This window comes from Hymenobacter monticola (assembly GCF_022811645.1).
Lineage (GTDB): Bacteria > Bacteroidota > Bacteroidia > Cytophagales > Hymenobacteraceae > Hymenobacter > Hymenobacter monticola.
In genome coordinates, this window is sequence record NZ_CP094534.1 from 446413 (window position 1) to 461064 (window position 14652).

Here is a 14652-nt window from a genome sequence, read left to right on the forward strand (position 1 = left end):
GCGCAGCGAAGGACCTTCTCACATCAGAATATTAAATGCGCTGATGTGGTAAGGTCCTTCGCTGCGCTCAGGATGAAAGGCGAATAAAACATCCCTATGCACACCTCGCACGCCCATCGCCGTGTCGCCCTCATCGACATGGGCACCAACACCTTCCACTTGCTCATTGTGGAAATGCCCACCCAGCCCGGCGGCAAGCCCCACATCCTGCTGCGCACCAAAGCCGGCGTGCGCCTCGGCGAAGGGGGAATCAGCCGCGGCATCATTGCGCCTGAGCCCTACGCCCGCGCCCTGCACACGCTGGCCGGCTTCAAGGAAGAAATAGAGCTGCACGAAGTGCAGGAGGTGCGCGCCACGGCTACCAGCGCCATGCGCGTAACCAGAAACGGGCCGGAGCTGGTGCGCGACATCTTTGAGCAAACCGGGATTCAGGTCAACGTCATTCCCGGTGAGCGGGAGGCGGAGCTGATTTGCGAAGGCGTGCGCCAGGCCGTGGATTTGGGCCAGGAGCCGCAGCTGATTATGGACATCGGCGGGGGCTCGGTGGAATTTATTGTCGCCAACCAAACCACCATTTTCTGGAAGCAGAGCTTCGAAATCGGCGCCCAACGCCTGCTCGACAAGTTCTTTCCCGACCCCAGCGGCGTGTTTCCGGCCGAGGCAGTAGAAGCCGAGCAGCAGTACCTAGCCACGGTGCTAGCCTCACTGGTGGAGGCCGTGCAACGCTACCGGCCCGTGGGCCTGGTGGGCGCTTCCGGCAGCTTCGACAGCCTGGCCGACATGCAGCTCGGCCGCCTGCGCACCGAAAGCGAGCTGCCACCCAGCACTGAGCTGGCGGTGGAATCGTTCCAGGAAAGCTACCGCCACCTGCTCAGCGGCAACCACGCGCAGCGCCTGGCCCTGCCCGGCATCCTGCCCATGCGGGCCGACATGCTGGTAGTGGCATCGGTGCTGATTGACTACGTGCTGGGCATCACCGAAATCACGCGCATCCGCACATCGGCTTATGCCTTGAAAGAAGGCGTACTGGCAGAAATGCTGGGCCGGTAAAACCACCGAAAGTCTCTTTGGCTCTATGACAAACGAGAGGCATTTCCCGCGGGGAAATGCCTCTCGTTTACTTAGAATCAGCTTGAACTTGATTTAGGGTAGGACGATGTGGAGGTGGGGCTGGCCTTCGCCCTGCTACTTGCGCCGTTCCAACGAATCGTTCAACGTCCGGGCGGGGGCCAGCCCCGCCCCTACGTCGTTCTGTTATTCTACCACCACTTTGCGGGTCAGCGTCTCGGCACCGGCTTGCACCAGCAGGGTGTAAAGGCCCGGGGCCAGGCCGCGGGTGCTCACCTGCTGCTCAGGTGCGGCGGTCAGCGCCTGGGTGCGCACGGCCTGGCCCAGGGCGTTGAGCAACTGGAGGCGGCCGGTGCGGGCGCTGCCGTCGGCCAGGCGCAGGGTGAAGGAGCCGGTGGCCGTGGGATTGGGGAATACCGCGAGGGCCGGGGCGTTGGTTTGCGGGCGGGTGCCGAGGGGGGTGAGGCCAATGGTGAAGGGGCCCGTGGGGTCGTTGCTGGCGTAGCCGCTTACGGCCAGGTAGTAGCGCGTGCCGGCTGTGAGACCGGTGAAGGCCACGGCGCCCAGGCTGGTGTTGGGACCGGCGCTGGCGCGGCAGGTCACTTGTACAAACCCGGTGGCGCAAGTAGCGGCCGTGAACACGCGCACCAGGCCCGCCGCGTTGCCGCCGAAGTACAACGTGGGGTTGCTGACGGTGGGCGTCCAGGTAAACCAAGCATCCTTGGGTAGCTGCGCGTTCGAGCAGGTAGGTAGCGAGTTCACGATGCCGCCGATGGTGCTGGTGGTGCAGTTGGCGGTGGTGCTGGTGAGCTGGCCGGTGAGGGCCAGGGCGCCGCAGGGCTCGTCGTTGGCCGGCTGGTTTTGGTCGAAGGTGATGGTTTGGAGGTTATTGCTGGCGTTGCCGTCGGGCTGGCCGTTAGGCAGGCTGCCGGTTACGGTGAGGGTGAAAGTGCCAGCTTGGGCGAGGCTAATGGGCGTGGTGAAGGTGAGTTGCTGGGTGGCGCGGTAGCCCAGGCTCAGGCCATTGAAGGTTTGGGAGTTGGTGGCGGGCGTGGCACCGTTGTTCACGGTGTACGTCAGCGTGGCCGAAGTCAGCGTGGCCGTGCCTTCGTTGCGGATGGTTACGGTCACGGGGTTGGTACCAAGCACGGCGGGCGTGGCGGGGGCGTTGATGCTCACCACGGCCACGTCGTTGGGCACTACGGTCATTTCATAGGCGCCAGGGTCGGGCAGGGCCGGGCGCAGCACGCCCACGATGTCGCGCGGCACGCGGGCCAGCAGCGCGCTGGTGCCGGTGCCGTCGAGGGCCACGTTCAGGGGCAGCAGGTTGCCGGTGGCCACGTCCACAAACTGCGGGGCTATCTGCACGCTGTTCTGGTCGTAGGCGGCGCTGTTCACGGTGCGCCAGTTGGCCAGGGTGGCCTGGTTGCTGCCGTAGTAGCCGGTGTAGCTGGTGGCGCCGCTCACGTACAGGTCGTTGTAATCCGACGTGATGGCGGAGCCTGCCGTGCCGAAATACAGCGCGTATTTGCTGCCCGTGCCGCCGCGCGTCACGCTCACCAGGTTATTGCGGAAATCAATAAAGTTGGCCACCCCCGTCTGGTAGAAGCCGTAGCAGCTCGACGTGCCGGTGTACGTCGTTTGGTCCAGCGATACGGTGTTGTGGTAGTAGCGCGTATAGCCGGTGCTCGAATTGTAGATGCCGTAGTCGATGCCCGTACCAGTGAAGTTGTACACCACGTTGTTCACCACTTCGTTTTCAGTCCCTAGCGTGCCGCTGTTAGACGCATAGTAGATGCCGTAGGCGCTGGCGTTGGCCCCGCCCGTGGGCGACCCCGTGAAGGTGTCGTGGACGCGGTTGCTTTCGACCACCGACGACAGGTTGTTGAAGCCGTAGATGCCGTAGAAGACCGTCGTCACCGAGCGGCTGGTGCGGTGCACGTTGTTGCCGATTACCCGCGCGCCGGTGCTGTTTTCCACATCGATGCCGCGCTGGTAGAAGTCGCGCACCTCGTTGCCAATGGCCCGAAACCCTGCGGCCCGGCTGGCGCTGGTGTAGCCGATTAAGGCCATGCCGGTATAGCCGCCGCTGATGACGTTGCCCGTCACCCGCAGGTTGTTGGCGTTGCCGGGGGGCACCAGCGTGCCCGAGTTGCCGGGCGCTACGGAAATGCCCACACAGCCGCCCGAAGTGGTGGTCAGCGAGGCCAGTATCACGCAGTTGGCAATGCGGTTGTTTTCGGCCGCGCCCTGCAGCTGCACGCCCGTGCCGTAATTAATAGTTGCCCCCAGGGCACCCGCCACGTCAATGGTCAGGTTTTGCAGGGTTACGTAGTCGGTATCGAGCAGGGAAATGGCCGCCGACTGCGACACCGTGCCGTTGTAAGTCAGGGTTTGCTTGGCGGTGCCGCCGTCCACCACCACCGTGTCGGTGGCGCTCACGCCGGGTATCACACCCAGGATGAACGGGTCGTTGGTGTAGGGGCCATTGAGCACGTTCAGGCGCACGGGGCCGCTCACGCCGCCGCCGTTCAGCGCCGCCGCGGCCGTGCCAAAGCTCACGAAGTTGGTGGCGCTGGCGGGCTGCTGCTGGTTGATGGTGTAGGTGCCGCGCAGGGCGGTGTAGGCCACGGTGGTCCGGGTGTTGTTGGCGGCGTTGGCATCGGGCTGGCCGTTGGGCAGGCTGGCCGTCACGGTCAGCGTGTCGGCACCGGCCACCAGGTTGGCGGGGGTGGTGAAGGTCAGGCTTTGGGCGGTTCCCGGGGCCAGGTTGCTCAGCGTGAAAGTTTGGCCCACGGCGGTGCCGCCGTTCAGCACGTACTGCAGGCGCACCGACGTCAGGACCGCGCTGCCGTTGTTGAGAATAGTCGTCGTCACCGGCCGGGGGCCGGGGGCCAGCGGCGGGGCCAGGGCATCGATGCTGAGCACGGCCACATCGAGGGCCGGGGGCGTGAATTCGTAGGCGCCCAGGTCGGGGGCGGTGCCACGGGCCACGCCGGCAAAGTCTTGCGGCACGCGGGCCAGCGGCGTGCCCTTGCCGTCGAGGGCGCTGGAAGTGGGGCGCAGGTTGCCGGTGGCCGCGTTTTCAAAGCCCGGCTCGGCGTTGGTGCTGGCCTGGTCGAAGGCGCCGCCGTTGGCGGTACGCCAGGCAGCAAAAGTCGGGAAGCTGGTCAGGGCGTAGGAGCCGGTGATGTAGTTGGCGCCCTGCCCGCTCAGGTCGTTGTAGTTGCAGATGGTGGAGCCCCCGGAACCCGTCGAGAGAAACACCCCGAACTGGGGCATGCCTCCGCCCTTGTTAATGCGCACGATGTTGTTCAGGAATTCCACATTCGGCCCCAGCAGCTGGTAGAAGCCGTAGGAGCTGTTCACGGACGTGCTGGTGGGGTCGTTGATATCAATCGTGTTGTGGTAGTAGCGGGCGTAGGCCGAGCTGTTGTTATAGATGCCGTACGTCGCGCCCGAGCTGGAAATGTCGTACACCAGGTTGTTCACCACGTCGTTGGTAGTGGTGGCCGTAGCCGCCGTGCCCGTGCCCACGTAGATGCCGTAGGCCACGCCGCCCAGCCCCGGGGCGTAGGCGCCGTGCAGACGGTTGCGCTCCACCGCTGCGCCGCTCACGCCGGTGGTCAGGTAGATGCCGTAGTAGGTGGTGACGGAGGCGGCCGTGGGCCGCGTGGCCTCATTGCCCGTAATCTGGGGCGCCGTGAGGTAGCCCGCGTACACGCCATACTGGTAAAAGTCACGCACCGTGTTGTTGCTGATGACCACGCCCGGCGTGGGCGCGGCGGCCGTGTTGCCCATCACGATAATGCCGTAGTAACCGCCCTGCACCGTGTTGCCGCTGATGGTCACGTTCTGGTTGGCCGTGGCGCCGGCCCCGGTGATGCTCGTGGTGGAAGCCCCCGACACGATGCCGGCGCAGTTGAAGGCCACGCCGGCAGTCACGGTGCAGTTGCTCACCACGTTGTTGTCGGCGTTGTTCACCAGCTGCACGCCCCAGCTGGCCGTGCTGCCGGTCAGAGCCGTCACGTTCAGGTTGTTGATGGTCACAAAGTCGGCCCCGTCCAGCGTCACCACGGCCGGCGCAGCCGCTACCGTGGGCGTAAACTGAATGGTGCGCCCACCGCCGTTGAACGTGACGCGGTTGGTGGCGCTGCTGCCCGTGATGGCCGGCAGGCGCAGCTGCTCGGTGTAGGGTCCGCCGCTCACTGTGAATGTCACCGGGCCGCTCACGCCGCTGGTGGTCAGGGCCGTGGCCGCCGCTCCGAAGCTGGCGTAGTTGGTGCCGCCCGTGGGCTGGGCGCTGTTGATGGTGTAGGCGCCGCTGAGCTGGGCCAGGGCCGCCGGGCCGCTCAGCAGCAAAGCCAGTAGCGCGCCACTTAGGCGAAACCAGCGAGTGGACCGGGACAAAGTAGTCGTTTCAGGCATAGGTAAAGCTTTAGAGATTTGGGATGGGCAAGAGGTTGGTGGAAAAACCTCGGATGGGGCTAACGCCGGATGGGGCACCGGCCCCGGATTCCTTGCTGCACAAGGTATACCCACCGACTGCCCGCCGAAACCCTCCGGGCGCGAGTGCAGCGGTTTTGGGTGCGAGTCCGTGGGTTCGGAGTGCGAGTCCGCGTTGGCCGTTTCAACCCGGCCACTGTATCTTGGGTAATTCCGTCTGTTTCATCCGGCTCGTGCGCTTCCTTCGCCTCCTGCTTTTACTAGTGTTGCCCTTGAGCGCAGGGGCCCAGACGTCGCCCATTGACAGCCTGCGGCAGCGTTTGGCCGCCGCGCCGCCCGACACCAACCGCGTGCTGCTGCTCAACCACTTGTGCTGGCAAACCAGCACCCACAACGTGGCCCAGGCCTTGGCCTATGGCCAGCAAGGCCTGACGCTGGCCCGGCAGCTGCATTTCGGCCTGGGCGAAGTGTACCTGCTCAACGCCCTGGCCCGGGCCGCCTACCTGCAGCACGACGAGCTGACTGCCATTCGCTACTACCAGCAGGCCGTGCGCCGGTCCGAAACCACGCCCCGCGCCGACCGCCAGCTCATGCTGGCCCTGCTGGGCCTGAGCCGGGTGGCCATCCAGCAGCAGGACTTTGCCGAAGCCGAGAAGTACGGCCGGCTGGCCCTGGCCCACCTGCAGCGCCGCCGCCCGGTTTCGCTCACCGACCAGGGCCTGAGCCAATACAGCCTGGCCTCGCTCTACTACGGCTGGCTGCGCTCCGGACAGCCCGCGCCCGATTCTGTCGACCGCCTTTGCACCCATTACACCCGCCAGGCCTTGGCCACCTTCCGCCGCCTGCCGCCCGACGCCAACCAAGCCTCCTGCTTCGGCGACATGGGCAAGGTGCACGCCCTGCACCGGCAGTACGACTCGGCCGAGTATTGCTTCCACGAGTCGTTACGGCTCTACCAACGCTTCGGCGACCGGTTCGGCCAGACCGAAACGCGCCTGAACCTGGCCGAGGTGCTACTGGCCCGCCACCGCCCCGCCGAGGCGGCTGCGCTGTTGCGCCCCGCCGTGGCCTGGGCCCGGCAGCTCAAAGCCACCGGCCTCGAAGCCCAGGGCGATAAGCTGCTGGCCGCTGCGCTGGCCGAAACGGGCCAGGGCCTGGCCGCTTACCGCCTGGCCTACACCGGCCAGGCCCTGCTCGACAGCCTGGAATCGGCGGAGCGGAGCCAAACCCTGGCCCGCCTGCGCGTGCAGTTCGACACCGAGCGGCAGCAGAGCCGCGTGCGCGAACTCACCCACCGCACCCAGCTGCAGCAGCAACAAGCCGCCAAACAGCGGCAGTACCTCTGGCTGCTCGGGGGCCTGCTGCTGGCCGTGGCCGCCGGCCTGGGCGGGGCCGGCCTGTTGGCCTGGCGCCTGCGCCTGAGCCGGGCCCAACTGGCCCGTCAAAACACCGAGCTGCAAGCCACCCGCACCGAGCAAGACCGCCTCTATGCCCTCATTGCCCACGATTTGCGCAGCCCCGTGGTGGCCTTCTCGGCATTGGCCGACCTGCTAAAGCGATACGTGGAGCGGCACGACACGGCCCGCCTGCTGGGCCTGGGCGAGCGTATGCGACAAGCCGCCGAGGGCCTCCGCGGCCTGCTCGACAACCTGCTGAGCTGGGCCCTTACCCAGCGCGGCGAACTCACGCCCCAGCCCGAAACCCTGGACGCCGCCACCCTGCTGGCCGAAGCCGCCGAGCTCTACCAACCCGGCGCCGAAGCTGCCGGGGTGCGGCTCACCGTGGCCCCCGGCGCCACCGGCCAGTTGGTGGCCGACCGCAACATGACGCACACCATCCTGCGCAACCTCATCAGCAACGCCTTGCGCGTCACCCCAGCCGGCGGCACCATCACCCTCGCCGCTGAAGCCGGGCCGACCAACTACTTCAACCTGGTGGTGCGCGACACCGGCGCGGGCATGGACGCCGCGCAAGTGCAGCGGCTGTTGGCCGAGGCACCCATCGCCTATCCGGCCGGGCGGCGCGGCCCGGCGGGCCTGGGCTGGCGGCTGAGCCAGTCGTTTGCCAGCGCCCAGGGCGGACAACTGGGGCTGACGAGTGCGCCCGGGCAGGGCACCACGGTGGTTGTCGCGCTGCCCGCAGCCGTGAGCACGCGCGTTGGGGTTGCGCAATTGGCAGGCGAGGTGGCTTGAACAATGTTGGGGCAGGCCCCGCCCCTACGTCGTTCGGACTGCGTACTTTTCGGCAGAAACCCGAAAAAACTATGGGCGATTTAGCCATTCGTGTGCTGGTGGTGGAAGACGAGCCGATTTACGCCGACCAACTCGAAGCCTACCTGCAAGACCTGGGCTGCGAGTTCATCGGCCCGGCCACGGACGCGCGCACAGCCCTCTCGCTGTTTCGCACCGAAGCCATCGACCTGGTGCTGCTCGACGTGCACCTGCGCGGAGCGGTGGATGGCATCGAGCTGGCGGGCCAGCTGCAGGAATTGCGCGCCGTACCCATCATCTTCCTCACCTCCCGGGCCGACGACGAGGCCTTTGACCGCGCCCGGCCACTGGGCCCGGCCGCCTATCTTATCAAGCCCGTGGCCTTCGATGCCCTGAAACGAGCCATGGCACTTGCCATCGACAGCTTCAGCGGCGCGGCGGCTGACTCTTCGGCTGCCCCAGTCGCGCCGCTTCCGGTCAAAGCCCCGGAAACGCTGTTCATTAAAGAGAACGGCTTGCTGGAGAAAATTCGCGTGAGCGAAATTCAGAGCGTGGAAGCCGACAACAAGGTGTGCCGCCTGGTGCTGGCCGGGCGCACGGTGGTGGTGCGCATGCCCCTGCGCGAGGTGATGCGCCACCTGCCGCCTGACCGCTTCGTGCAGATTCAGCGCAGCTACCACATCAACCTCGACTACCTGGAGCGTTTCGACCCGGTGCGCAACCTGGCGCAGGTAGGCGAACAGGTGCTGCCCGTGAGCCAAACCTATCACCACGAGCTGCTGCGCCGACTGTATAAGCTGGATTAGCGCCGCGCACCGCTTCGGCCCGGGCCGCTCGTAGCAAGAAGCCTGGGGAAACCGGGGCCGCGGGACGTCACGCCGCAGCCGCCCTTAATTTTGCCGCCATGACCTTTTCCTACAGCCAACTCTTTGCCTTCACGGAGGCCGTTTTTCGCAGCATCGGCTGCCCCGAAGAAGACGCCACCCTCGCCACAGAAACCCTGCTTTCGGCTGATTTGCGCGGCGTGGACTCGCACGGCGTGGCCCGCCTCGTGGGCTATGTGCGGCTGTGGGAGGCCGGCCGCATCAACGCCGCGCCGCGCGTGGGCGTGACGTATGAAACGCCCAGCACCGCTGTGGTGGACGGCGACGGCGGCCTGGGCCTGGTGGTGGGGCCCAAGGCTATGCGCGTGGCCATCGAAAAGGCCGGGCAAGTGGGCACCGGCTGGGTGTCGGTGAAGAACTCCAACCACTTCGGCATTGCCGGCTACCACGCCATGCTGCCCCTGGCCCACGACATGATAGGCGTGGCCATGACCAATGCCTCCCCTCTCGTAGCGCCTACCTACTCGCTTGACCGCCTGCTCGGCACCAACCCCATTGCCGTGGCCGTGCCCGCCGGCGAGCAGCCCGATTTTGTGGCCGACATGGCCACCACCACCGCCGCCAACGGCAAGCTCGAAATAGCCCAGCGCAAGGGCACGCCCCTGCCCGAAGGCTGGGCCCAAACCGCCGACGGCCAGCCCAGCACCGACGCCAACGCCGTAAAAAACGGCGGGGCCCTCCTCCCCCTCGGCGGCGCCACTGGCTCGCACAAAGGCTACGCCCTGGGCAGCATCGTCGACATTTTCTCGGCCGTCCTCTCCGGCGCCAACTACGGGCCCTGGGTGCCGCCCTTCGTGGCCTTTCTGCAGCCCTCGGCCAACCCCGTGGGGCAGGGCCTGGGCCACTTTTTCGGCGCCATGCGCGTCGATGCCTTTCGGCCCGCCGACGAATTCAAAGCCCACATGGACAACTGGATTTCGACTTTCCGCAACGCGCAGGCCGTGGAAGGCAAGAAAGTTCTCATCCCCGGCGACCCGGAGCGGGAAATGGCCGCCCATCGCATTATGGACGGCATTCCGCTGCTCGATGCGGTGGTGAAAGACCTGGAAGGCGTGGGCGCGAAGTTTGGTGTGAAACTCTGAGACTGGCCTATTGGAGGCGGGCCAGTTCGGCGCGTAGCTCGGCCATGGTGACGGGATGGAAGCGTAGAGTCTCTAGCGCCATGGGCTGCACCAGCACTGAGCGCGTGGCCAGGTACGTCACGCCGGCTTCGCGCCGAAGGGCCACCACGGTAGCACTTTTGCCCAGGGGCACCCTATCAAACAACACCTTGAAGCCGCCAGTGTCCTGGCCGCGCATTACGGAATTCATTTCTTTGAAGACCAGACTGGTAATAGCGTCCGATTCGGGCACCCGCACTTTGTAGGCCACACGGGCCACAGCATTCATGAACCGGTCGCAGTTAATCAGGTTCAACCCCTGGGTGCTCAATTCGTTGTATACCCCGGCCGACGTCACGGCTGCCCGCGAGGTATCGGTGAACTGCGTGCGCAGGCGGGCCCGCTCCTGCTCGGCCAGTGCACCTTGCCGAGTTTGCTTAAGCGCTTCCAGCGAGTCCAGGTCTTGCCGGTAGCGCTTCCGAAAGCCGGTTTCGGCCAGCAGCGAATCCAGCTCGTGGCGCAGGGCTTTCGCCCGCTTCCGGTTGGGGCTCGGTAAGCTCCAGGCAGATAAGTAAACCCGGGGGTTTCCCACCTTGGGGAACGCCAGGTTCAGCCGGCACACCGCCGGCGTATTTTCCGTCCGCACGTGGCCTTTGAGGGCGCGCGGCAGTTCGGCAGGATTCCACGCTTTCATCTTCAGGAGGGCCTGGCTGGCAATGGCGCCCAGCTCAGGGTCGGTGCCGGGGTCGGGCACGGCCCGCGTCACGGCCCCGCTGGAATCGACGGTGAAAGCCACCGTGGCCCGCCGCACGATGCGCACGTCGTAGGTCTGCGACAATTCTTCCAGGGTCATTTTTTCACGGAAGGAGGCGTCGGGCACGCGGTGCAGGCGGCGGCGCGTACCCGACGGGGCACGGAAAGCCTGGCGCATTTCCTCATGGAGCTCTTCATATTCGGGCCACTTCATTTGGGGGCGTGGCACGTCCTCGAAATGGGACCGGTCGGTGCTCTCCTCTCTCGCTTTCCGGGCCTTGCCGGCGGGCTCTACGCGGGCCACGGAGCCGTGCCCGGTGGGCAGCCGCCAGTCCACGCGCTGGTCGTGGCCGCGCACGGTGCCTGTGAACAGCTGCATGCCCGGCTTTTTTTCTTTGGCTGGCATACGCAAATGCACGTAGCGGCCCGGCCGCAGCTGCACCGGCCGCCCTTTGGCCGTGGCCGTGACGCGCAGCATGCCGCCGGTTTCCAGCAGTTCCGTGCCCGAGGTGGTGCTCAGGCCGGCGAGTATCATGTCGGCAGGGCTATAAAACTCCTGCACTTCGAGCTGCACGGTGGCCGCGCTGTCGGGCAGGTCCCAGGCATTGCCCGGAATGAGCAACTGGGTGCCCTGCGCGCCAACAATCATCGTATCGCGCCCAGGCCGGATGCTGAAGGCCTGCGCCGCGGGCAGCCCGGCCCGCAGAAACTCCTGCAGCTCTGCCGTGCGGGCCGAATCGACAGCCGGAGCGGGGCTTTCAGCCGGCTCCTCATCGGGTACATCGGCAAAGGAGGTGGCGCCGCGCTTGGGCCGGGGGCTAACGGTTGCTGGCACATTAGAGGCCCGAGGTGGTGCTGCGGCCACCGCTTCGGCCGGCAGGGCAGTGGGTGGCGCGGCCGGACGGGTTGCGAGTGGGGCGGTTACAGTTGCTGCGGGCGGCGCAGCCGTTTCCTGCGGGCTGCGCTCGCGGCCGCAGCCCGCCAACAACAACCCAGCAAGTCCAATTACAACGGGATAAATTTTCAGCATAAGCAGCAGGTGAAACGCGAACGGCACGCCAACCAAAGTTAGCGCGCCGTTCGCTTTATCAGGCAATAATTTAGAACCAATTGGCTGGGTTATAGCAATTCGTGAGCCCACCCTGGTCGGCCCGGGCCCAGCCCCGCGTTATCGCTGGTTCCTGCAACAGCTCAACGCAGCAGCAATACCTTTTGCCGGGCCACGCCGCCCGCAGTTTGCAGCACCACCACGTAGAGGCCGGCAGGCCAGTCGGCCGCATGCAGCGCTGCCTCGTGCCGGCCGGCAGCCTGTAGCCCTTCCGCTAGCACGGCCACTTCCCGGCCCGCCAGGTCGATGACGCGCAGGCTGACGGGGCCGGCGGTGGGCAGCGTGAAGGCCAGGCGGGTTTCGGCGGTAAAGGGATTGGGCGCGGCGGGCTCGAACAGGGCCAGCGCGTTGGCTTGCGCGGTGGCTGTCAGCAGGAACACGGACACGTTGGCGGGGGCGCTTTCGTTGTGCAGCCGGTCGAGGGCCGTCACGGCGTACACGTAGCGGGCAGGGTCGGGCGGGCCACCAATGCGGTACGCCGTGGTATCGGTGATGCCCAGCAGGTTGGCGGGGTTGGCCAGGTCGGCGGCGGTAATGGGCGTGGTGCGGCCCGGAAAGCGGTAGACGGCGTACCAGCGCGCCGTTTCGCCATCGGTGGCGGGCAGCGGGGCCTGCCAGCTCAAGCGGGTTTCGGCCTGGGCGACGTCGTTGTACTGGCTTACCTGGCGCGGGGTTAGCGGCGGCACGGCATCTTTCCAGGGCATGGTGGGCACCAGGGCCGGGAAGCGGTAGAAGCTGGTGCGCAGCGAATCGACAAACCCCATGGGGTTGGCCAGCAACGTATTGGAACTATAGAAGATACTGCCCTGCACGTTGGGCTGCTGGCGCAACAGCCGGATTTGGTTCGGCAACTGCGTGGGCAGGCGGAAGCCCGGCTCGGTGGCCGTGGCGCTCACCCGGTACGCGCCCTGGCCCACGTACACGTGGCGCACGGTGTCGGGGTTCACCTGCTGGCTCCACCACGGCACAATCAGGCTGTAGTTGGCGGCCGTCTGACCGATGGCGAAGTACACCTGCGGCGCCAGGTAATCAACCCAGCCGCGCTTGAGCCACTTGCGCGAGTCGGCGTAAACGTCGGTGTAGCTCTGGAAGGCCGTGGTGGCCGTGCCGCCCACGCTGGTGCCGTTGCGCCACACGCCGGGCGGCGAAATGCCGAACTTCACCCACGGCTTGGCCGCCCGAATGCTGTCGGACACCATTTTCACGAACAAATCCACGTTGCTGCGCCGCCAGTCGGCCAGCACCGTGAAGCCGCGCGGGTAGGCCGCAAACGTGGCGGCATCGTTGAAAGTAACGCCCGTTTGCGGGGCCGGGTAGAAGTAGTCGTCGAAATGAATGGCGTCCACATCGTAGCGCCGCACCACGTCCATCACCACGCGCACCAGGTACTGGCGCACGGCGGGCAGGCCGGGGTCGAGCACGCGCAGGGTGCCGTAGGGCACCACCCAGTCGGGGTGCTGCACCGTGACGTGGGTGGGCGCCACGCTGGCCGTGGCGCTAGTGAGGGCGCGGTAGGGGTTTATCCAGGCGTGAAATTCCATCTCGCGGCGGTGCGTTTCGCGCACCATGAAGGCCAGCGGGTCGTAGGCCGGGCTGGGGGCCTGGCCCTGCGTGCCGTTCAGCCACTCGCTCCAGGGCTCCAGGGTGCTGGGGTAGACGGCGTCGGCGGCGGCACGCACCTGCACCACCACGGCGTTGATGCCGTTTTGCCGGTGCCGGTCGAGCAGGCTCACGAACTCCTGGCGCTGCTGCACGGGCGTGCGGGTGCGGGCGCTGGGCCAGTCGAGGTTGAAAACGTGGGCTATCCAGGCGGCGCGCATCTCGCGCTTGGGCGGCGCGGAGAGGGTTTGGGACTGGCCTGAAAAAGCCAGAGCCAGCAGGGCTAGCGCAAGACTAAGCCCGCGCCAACATTGTGTAGAAAAAACCATAGAATGTGGAAAGGGTGGGAATAAGAAATGAGGCTTGGAAGGTACCGCTTTTGCCTGATGCTTTACCCATTCTCTCCAGTGGCCTTTCACGAAGGCAAAAAAAAGAGCGGCGCCTCCCGGAAAAATTCCGGTGAGGCGCCGCTGGCTAATCATAAATGCGGTGCTTTATACCTACGACACGTGCCCAGTGGCAGCCGGCACCAGCGCCGCAATGGCCACGTCCTGGTTCAGATACTGCGAGGAGTAGCCGGCGTCCGACTTGTTCAGGAACAAGCAGGTGCCGCCATCCACGGCGTCAATAATCTGGGCGTATTGGTCCATGGGCAGGGCGGGGCAGCCCAGGCTACGGCCCAGGCGGCCGTTCTGCTTGATGAAGTCCTCGCTCACGTAATCGGCGCCGTGCATCACCACCGAACGCGCTTCGGCGTTGGTGTTAAAGCCTTCGTCGAGGCCCTCCAGCTTGAGAGAACGGCCGTGCTTGCCCACATACTCGCCGCCCGTGGCATAAAAGCCCAGGCTACTCATGTTGCTCTGGTCGGTGTTAGAGAAGTTGGTGGCTTCGTTCTCGCCCGAGTTGTGGCCGTGAGCCACGAGAGTGTGGAACAGAATTTCGTTTTTGGCCAAATCGAGCACCCACAGGCGCTTTTCGGTGCTGGGCAAGTCGAAGTCGACCACTGTCAGGGTCTGCTTGTCCTCGGCCAGCTTGCCGGCCTGACGCAGGTTGAGGTAGCCGGTCATGGCCTTGGCAAAGGTTTCGAAGCGCAGGCCTTGCTGCTCGGCCCCGAGGGCGTCGTAGGTGGTGCGCAAAGTTTTGTCGAACTGCGCCTGGGGCGAGAAAGCGATTTTGGGCATTCGCACTTCACCACTGGGCGAGCCGCCGGCCATGGACTTCGTGACCGGGCCAGCCATGGGCGTAGCCAAGAACAAAGAGGCCAGGAAAGGCAGCACCCGCCGCGCCAGGCGCTGACGACGCAAGGACTTCCGTTTCCGCTGAATGATGCTGGTCTGGTGCATGATAGTGAGAGAATAGCTGGTGAATTAACCAATAAAGGGGCCTTTAAATCAGGCCGCCATTGGCTTAAGACATTATACGAGTGCGCTGCCCGAATGGGCAAGGTCAGAACGCATTTCACCGCCAAATAATTCCAAACCGCT

General features: G+C 65.7%; 8 protein-coding genes. 4 read left to right on the forward strand and 4 right to left on the reverse strand.

What is annotated here, in order from left to right:
• Positions 1 to 96: 96 nt before the first annotated feature.
• On the forward strand, positions 97 to 1050 hold the full coding sequence (locus MTP16_RS02005) for a Ppx/GppA phosphatase family protein (protein WP_243515533.1): 954 nt from the start codon (positions 97 to 99) through the stop codon (positions 1048 to 1050).
• 204 nt (positions 1051 to 1254) lie between these two features.
• On the opposite strand, the gene MTP16_RS25840 is transcribed toward MTP16_RS02005, so the two are convergent.
• Positions 1255 to 5478 (reverse strand): beta strand repeat-containing protein, encoded by a 4224-nt coding sequence (locus tag MTP16_RS25840; RefSeq protein ID WP_262922654.1) that lies wholly within the window; start codon positions 5476 to 5478, stop codon positions 1255 to 1257.
• Between the two features lie 269 nt (positions 5479 to 5747).
• Here MTP16_RS25840 and MTP16_RS02020 point away from each other — a divergent pair, with 269 nt between their 5' ends.
• The 3 genes from MTP16_RS02020 (at position 5748) to MTP16_RS02030 (ending at position 9690) form a co-directional block, all read left to right on the forward strand.
• Entirely contained in the window at positions 5748 to 7706 is a 1959-nt protein-coding gene (locus MTP16_RS02020; protein ID WP_243515535.1) for a sensor histidine kinase, read from the forward strand.
• A 71-nt stretch (positions 7707 to 7777) separates the two neighbouring features.
• Entirely contained in the window at positions 7778 to 8530 is a 753-nt protein-coding gene (locus MTP16_RS02025; protein WP_243515537.1) for a LytR/AlgR family response regulator transcription factor, read from the forward strand.
• Positions 8531 to 8628: 98 nt separating this feature from the next.
• On the forward strand, positions 8629 to 9690 hold the full coding sequence (locus tag MTP16_RS02030; protein WP_243515539.1) for an Ldh family oxidoreductase: 1062 nt from the start codon (positions 8629 to 8631) through the stop codon (positions 9688 to 9690).
• A gap of 7 nt (positions 9691 to 9697) precedes the next feature.
• Here MTP16_RS02030 and MTP16_RS02035 read toward each other — a convergent pair whose 3' ends face one another.
• The 3 genes from MTP16_RS02035 to MTP16_RS02045 all read right to left on the reverse strand — a co-directional run bounded on the left by MTP16_RS02035 (position 9698) and on the right by MTP16_RS02045 (position 14511).
• The gene (locus MTP16_RS02035; protein ID WP_243515541.1) at positions 9698 to 11491 is read right to left on the reverse strand and encodes a hypothetical protein; all 1794 of its coding nucleotides are present in this window, start codon (positions 11489 to 11491) and stop codon (positions 9698 to 9700) included.
• Positions 11492 to 11652: 161 nt separating this feature from the next.
• Entirely contained in the window at positions 11653 to 13497 is a 1845-nt protein-coding gene (locus MTP16_RS02040; RefSeq protein ID WP_243515544.1) for a family 10 glycosylhydrolase, read from the reverse strand.
• 171 nt (positions 13498 to 13668) lie between these two features.
• On the reverse strand, positions 13669 to 14511 hold the full coding sequence (locus MTP16_RS02045; RefSeq protein WP_243515547.1) for a murein L,D-transpeptidase catalytic domain family protein: 843 nt from the start codon (positions 14509 to 14511) through the stop codon (positions 13669 to 13671).
• Positions 14512 to 14652: the final 141 nt, after the last annotated feature.

Bases quoted from the DNA above. Each gene is read 5' to 3' on its own strand.
- MTP16_RS02040 (WP_243515544.1), bottom strand. From the start codon at position 13,497: ATGGTTTTTTCTACACAATGTTGGCGCGGGCTTAGTCTTGCGCTAGCC.
- MTP16_RS02030 (WP_243515539.1), top strand. From the start codon at position 8,629: ATGACCTTTTCCTACAGCCAACTCTTTGCCTTCACGGAGGCCGTTTTT.
- MTP16_RS02045 (WP_243515547.1), bottom strand. From the start codon at position 14,511: ATGCACCAGACCAGCATCATTCAGCGGAAACGGAAGTCCTTGCGTCGT.
- MTP16_RS02005 (WP_243515533.1), top strand. From the start codon at position 97: ATGCACACCTCGCACGCCCATCGCCGTGTCGCCCTCATCGACATGGGC.
- MTP16_RS02035 (WP_243515541.1), bottom strand. From the start codon at position 11,491: ATGCTGAAAATTTATCCCGTTGTAATTGGACTTGCTGGGTTGTTGTTG.
- MTP16_RS02025 (WP_243515537.1), top strand. From the start codon at position 7,778: ATGGGCGATTTAGCCATTCGTGTGCTGGTGGTGGAAGACGAGCCGATT.